Origin of the sequence: Holospora elegans E1, assembly GCF_000648275.1 — a bacterium.
Taxonomy (GTDB): Bacteria; Pseudomonadota; Alphaproteobacteria; order Holosporales; family Holosporaceae; genus Holospora; species Holospora undulata_A.
In genome coordinates this window covers 1-4,032 of sequence record NZ_BAUP01000018.1, presented here as the reverse complement: position 1 = coordinate 4,032, position 4,032 = coordinate 1, and the positions used below count along the sequence as shown (strand labels likewise).

The window sequence follows — 4,032 nt, the reverse complement described above, 5'->3', positions numbered from 1 at the left end:
GGGTATGGGAAAAAGTGATGCATGAACTTATTAAGACAAGCCGAATTAAGTATGAAAGGAGAAAGAATCCCAGCTATAGCATCATTCACAAAGTGTTAAAACAAGTGTTAACCCCACAGGAGCCTCAGAAAAAATAGGTATAGATGGGGGAAAAAGATACGTAAACGGCATAGTGTTGTTGATACGCAAGGAAATTTGCTCCATATCACGGTTCATAAGGCCAATGACACAGGTGCTGGGTGCAGAGTTTTTAAGGAAGCGGTGCAAAAATATCCTAAATTAAAGGGAGTGTGTGCAGATGCTGGATATAGAAACCCCATGGAGGCATTTGTAAGAAATATATTGAATAAAACTATAGCAATCTCAGAGCGTATATCTCAAGGATGGGCTATACTTGCTAAAGCGTTGGATTGTCGAAAGAACATTTGCATGGCTAAATCATTTTCGAAGGTTATCTAAAGATTATGAAATTGCCATAGCGACTGCTGGAAACATGAGTATGATAGCCTATTCCATAATCTTATTAAAAGGTTAGCTAAATCATGAATATAGGTTCTAAAAAAGATTGTATGTAAATTTTGTGAATGTTGAGATTGCTTTAAAAGCGGTTTTGTTCGAAGGATTCAGCAGTAAAGATGTAAAAAATGTGGAAAAATTTTCACGAGGTGTGCCCGAAAAAGACAAACTCAAAGCCCTTGTTTTATACGCAAGCGGCCTTTCAATTAACCGAATTTCTCAGCGTTTTGGTGTCAGCGCTACCGCCGTTTTGAAGAGGGTGGGCACCTTATAATCAAGGCTATGCGCCAAAATTTTTGCATTATTAAAAAAAAGAAGCAAAAAATTTGGATTTTTAAAGCCTGTGATCGTGCTGGAAAACGGCTCATCGATTAGGACATTTGGTGATCACTCGGATCAAACATTCAAACGACTTTTTGAACGATTAAAAAAATGGAAAATTTTATTTTATTGCGTAGATCATTGGGCAGGTTTTAATAAAATTGTTCCAAGTAACCGCCTCTTTCAGGGAAAAGATAAAGCGTTTTCCATTGAACAAAATAATGCTCGACATTGCCATTGGTTTGCAAGATTTCGCCCCCCCTTGCAAACACACGATCACTTGAGATGCTAGAGGGAACACTGCGTATTTTTGCTGCACTTCACGTTAATAAAACATTGAAAATTAATCATACTATCCTTGATTAAAAACCTCAAAAGTAAAAAATATATTTTTATAATTTTTGTAATACTCTTGTTTTCTGAGGAGCAAAAAAACAGTTTATATAATATCAAATAAGCAATTGAGTCATTAATATTAACTAAGGAGGAATTTGAATGGGATTTTGTTAAGATTTTGCCTGAAAGAAAAAAAATGCTATACTGAACAAGTGGAACTTAATACGTACGGAGACTTAAGATTATGTACTCTTTAAAGACATCTTCGCGTAATACCGCAGACACGGGATTACAAAAATTTTTAATGGGAATTTACAGCTATATGGCACTAGGACTAGGGTTGACTGGAGTTGTTGGGTTTGCGATTAATGTTGCTCCCCCTGGAATTCGTCATTTCTTTCATAGTATTTCTCCAATCGTTGGCTTTTTGACATTAGGCTTGGTTTGGATTATGGGAAGCCGGATAGGACAAGCTACAGTGCAAAGAGCACAGACGTTGTTTTGGGTGTATGCAGCGCTCGTAGGCGTCAGTCTTGCTGGGTTTCTTAGTCAGTTTTCTATACACGCAATCAGCCGCGCTTTTTTTGTGACTTCTTTTATGTTTGGGGGCGCAAGCGCTTTTGGGTATCTTACAAAAAAGGATTTAACCAGAATGGGGTCTTTTTTAATTATGGGAGCCTTAGGACTAGTTATAGCTTCTGTGATTAATATCTTTTTGGCAAGCAGCATAACAGATTTTGCGATCTCTATTTTAGGTGTGATTGTTTTTACAGGACTTGCTGCTTATGATACGCAGGCGTTGAAAGATCTGTATTTTCGGTTACCCTTAGATACTTCTATTCGTGAACGTGCTTCGATTTTAGGAGCTTTGAATTTGTACTTAGACGTTTTGAACATGTTTTTGTACATGCTGCGCTTAGGAGATAGAGACTAGAGATGGAGTCTTCAGACAGGTTTCTCGAATTACAAGACGTAATTCGAGATCTGAATACGATTTTTCATCAAGCTATGGCGGATAAAGAATTAGCTGTGGCTTTGAAAAGTCGTGAGGTGCTGTTAAAAATTTTAAGCACTGAGGTTTTTAAAAAACGCCAAGAGGTTAAACCTCTTTTAGAGTGGACGAACGAAGAAATTCAGTCATTTATCTCTGACGCAGAGCGTCTTCATCGTCAGTCTGGAGATTCTTTTAAGACTGACGAATCGCTACAGTTTAAAAGTTAAGTATCGTAAAAAGAAAACGGTTTAATCATCTAAAATGATTTTTAGGTCCTTTAATGATTATTACCACAAAGGGGGTACAAAAAAAACTAAGAGCGTATTCATGAATAAAAAAGTTTGATATAAAAGGCTTGAAGGTGTAGAAGAAGAATTATCCAAGCGATTTAAAAGAGAGAGAGTGGGAAGTTATAAAGCATCATTTTGATAGCGGCAATTACGGCAATAAAAGCAAATACAACAAAAAAGATGATGTTAATGAAGCATTTTATATAATCAAGAGCGGTTGTCAATGGCGCACGCTACCAAAAGATTTTCCACCATATTCGACGGTACATTGTTTTATAGACGATGTAGGATTAAGGGGAGATGGGAAAAAGTGATGCATGAACTTGTTAAGACAAGCCGAATTAAGTATGAAAGGAGTGAGAATCCCAGCTATAGCATCATTCACAAAGTGTTAAACCCACAGGTGCCTCAGAAAAAATAGGTATAGATGGGGGAAAAAAGATACGTAAACGGCATAGTGTTGTTGATACGCAAGGCAATCTGATCCATATCACGGTTCATAAGGCCAATGACACAGGTGCTGGGTGCAGAGTTTTTTAGGAAGCGGTGCAAAAATTATCCTACATTGAGTGTGTGCAGATGCTGGATATAGAAAAACCATAGAGGTAAATAAAACTATAGATGGGCTATACTTCCAAAGCGTTAGATTATCGAAAGAACATTTGCATGGCTAAATCATTTTCGAAGGGTATCTAAAGATTATGAAATTGCCATAGCGACTGCTGAAAACTTGATTATGATAGCCCATTCCATGATCCTATTAAGAAGGTTAGCTAAATCGTGAATACAGGTTATAACAAATTTTATATACAATCATTTTTAGAGACTTTTAAAAGACTTCCTTTACCAATTCTAACAAAAAATATTTTTAGTTAAAAGCTTCATTTTGCATATCTAAATCAGCAATAGTGAGATGGAGTAAAAATCTTGAAGGAGTCAACAAAAGGAATAAACCATAGACAAAATTAGACAAAGAGAACTTGAGAATAGATATAGAAGAATTTCTAGATAGGTATAGCTTGAAAGGGCTAAGAGGTTAGGAGTCAGCGCTTCTGGCATCAGATATAGTGATTTAGGTTGAATTAGGTTGAATTAGATATTTTGAAGAACCACGAAATAGCGTCGAACAGAGCGTTGAAATTTAGTATATTGTCCACCTCTTCATATTAGCCCAGAATATCTCTATTGGATTCAAATCAGGAAAGTAAGGAGGTAGAAAATTATACTGCATTTTACAGATTCTATTCATTCCCTACTTCTCTTGGATTTATGACAAGAGGCATTATCCATAATAACACCTTTACCAGGATTTAGTTCCTTGATCAGAAATACCCAAGCTTGGAATAATACTGTGTTGCAAGATCCGTTAAACCCTATTGGTGCGGTCAGTTTGTTATTAACCAAACCGGCAATACTATGTGTTCTTTGATCCCACTCTTTTTGCCAACCGAATTTTCACTTTTTCTGCCCCACCCTTCTGTTTTTGCACATAGTTATATCAATGCCGCTTTCATCACTATATAACAAGACTTGGGTACGCTATATCTTGATCGATTTTTGATACTGACTTCGTTT

The 4,032-nt window shown here is 36.5% G+C and carries 10 protein-coding genes and 2 pseudogenes; 8 read left to right on the top strand and 4 right to left on the bottom strand.

The window, feature by feature from the left end; all coding sequences use genetic code 11:
* Window positions 1–81: 81 nt before the first annotated feature.
* Window positions 82–267, bottom strand: a complete 186-nt coding sequence (locus HE1_RS09465) for a hypothetical protein (RefSeq protein WP_242837157.1) — start codon at window positions 265–267, stop codon at window positions 82–84.
* Here HE1_RS09465 and HE1_RS09460 point away from each other — a divergent pair.
* From HE1_RS09460 to HE1_RS10130, 7 genes and pseudogenes are all read left to right on the top strand, one after another.
* The gene (locus tag HE1_RS09460) at window positions 262–459 is read left to right on the top strand and encodes a hypothetical protein (RefSeq protein WP_242837156.1); all 198 of its coding nucleotides are present in this window, start codon (window positions 262–264) and stop codon (window positions 457–459) included. The genes HE1_RS09465 and HE1_RS09460 overlap by 6 nt on opposite strands.
* Window positions 395–535 (top strand): transposase, encoded by a 141-nt coding sequence (locus HE1_RS10135; RefSeq protein WP_162480069.1) that lies wholly within the window; start codon window positions 395–397, stop codon window positions 533–535. Before HE1_RS09460 ends, HE1_RS10135 begins: the two co-directional genes overlap by 65 nt.
* Before the next feature lie 45 nt (window positions 536–580).
* Entirely contained in the window at window positions 581–790 is a 210-nt protein-coding gene (locus HE1_RS00255) for a helix-turn-helix domain-containing protein (protein ID WP_035543245.1), read from the top strand.
* A gap of 284 nt (window positions 791–1,074) precedes the next feature.
* Entirely contained in the window at window positions 1,075–1,203 is a 129-nt protein-coding gene (locus HE1_RS09855) for a hypothetical protein (protein ID WP_278242930.1), read from the top strand.
* Between the two features lie 214 nt (window positions 1,204–1,417).
* Entirely contained in the window at window positions 1,418–2,107 is a 690-nt protein-coding gene (locus HE1_RS00250) for a Bax inhibitor-1/YccA family protein (RefSeq protein ID WP_035543242.1), read from the top strand.
* Window positions 2,108–2,109: 2 nt separating this feature from the next.
* Window positions 2,110–2,394, top strand: a complete 285-nt coding sequence (locus HE1_RS00245) for a hypothetical protein (RefSeq protein WP_035543238.1) — start codon at window positions 2,110–2,112, stop codon at window positions 2,392–2,394.
* A 173-nt stretch (window positions 2,395–2,567) separates the two neighbouring features.
* Window positions 2,568–2,771: pseudogene (locus tag HE1_RS10130) on the top strand (transposase); the annotation flags it as partial.
* Window positions 2,772–2,865: 94 nt separating this feature from the next.
* Here the strand turns inward: HE1_RS10130 and HE1_RS08470 are convergent.
* Complete coding sequence (locus tag HE1_RS08470; RefSeq protein ID WP_162531120.1) at window positions 2,866–3,009, bottom strand: hypothetical protein; 144 nt, start codon at window positions 3,007–3,009, stop codon at window positions 2,866–2,868.
* A 94-nt stretch (window positions 3,010–3,103) separates the two neighbouring features.
* Here HE1_RS08470 and HE1_RS10550 point away from each other — a divergent pair.
* A pseudogene (locus HE1_RS10550) lies at window positions 3,104–3,241 on the top strand (IS5/IS1182 family transposase); the annotation flags it as partial.
* A 357-nt stretch (window positions 3,242–3,598) separates the two neighbouring features.
* Here the strand turns inward: HE1_RS10550 and HE1_RS10125 are convergent.
* Window positions 3,599–3,688, bottom strand: coding sequence for a transposase (locus tag HE1_RS10125; RefSeq protein ID WP_373279888.1), 90 nt, complete (start codon window positions 3,686–3,688; stop codon window positions 3,599–3,601).
* Window positions 3,689–3,702: 14 nt separating this feature from the next.
* Window positions 3,703–3,861: a hypothetical protein gene (locus tag HE1_RS08465; protein ID WP_162531119.1), complete on the bottom strand. Its 159-nt coding sequence runs from the start codon at window positions 3,859–3,861 to the stop codon at window positions 3,703–3,705.
* Between the last annotated feature and the right edge of the window lie 171 nt (window positions 3,862–4,032).

What these genes read in the sequence shown, in the direction of transcription:
- HE1_RS00250 (WP_035543242.1), top strand. Translation starts at nt 1,418, where the DNA reads ATGTACTCTTTAAAGACATCTTCGCGTAATACCGCAGACACGGGATTA.
- HE1_RS00245 (WP_035543238.1), top strand. Translation starts at nt 2,110, where the DNA reads ATGGAGTCTTCAGACAGGTTTCTCGAATTACAAGACGTAATTCGAGAT.
- HE1_RS10125 (WP_373279888.1), bottom strand. Translation starts at nt 3,688, where the DNA reads ATGCAGTATAATTTTCTACCTCCTTACTTTCCTGATTTGAATCCAATA.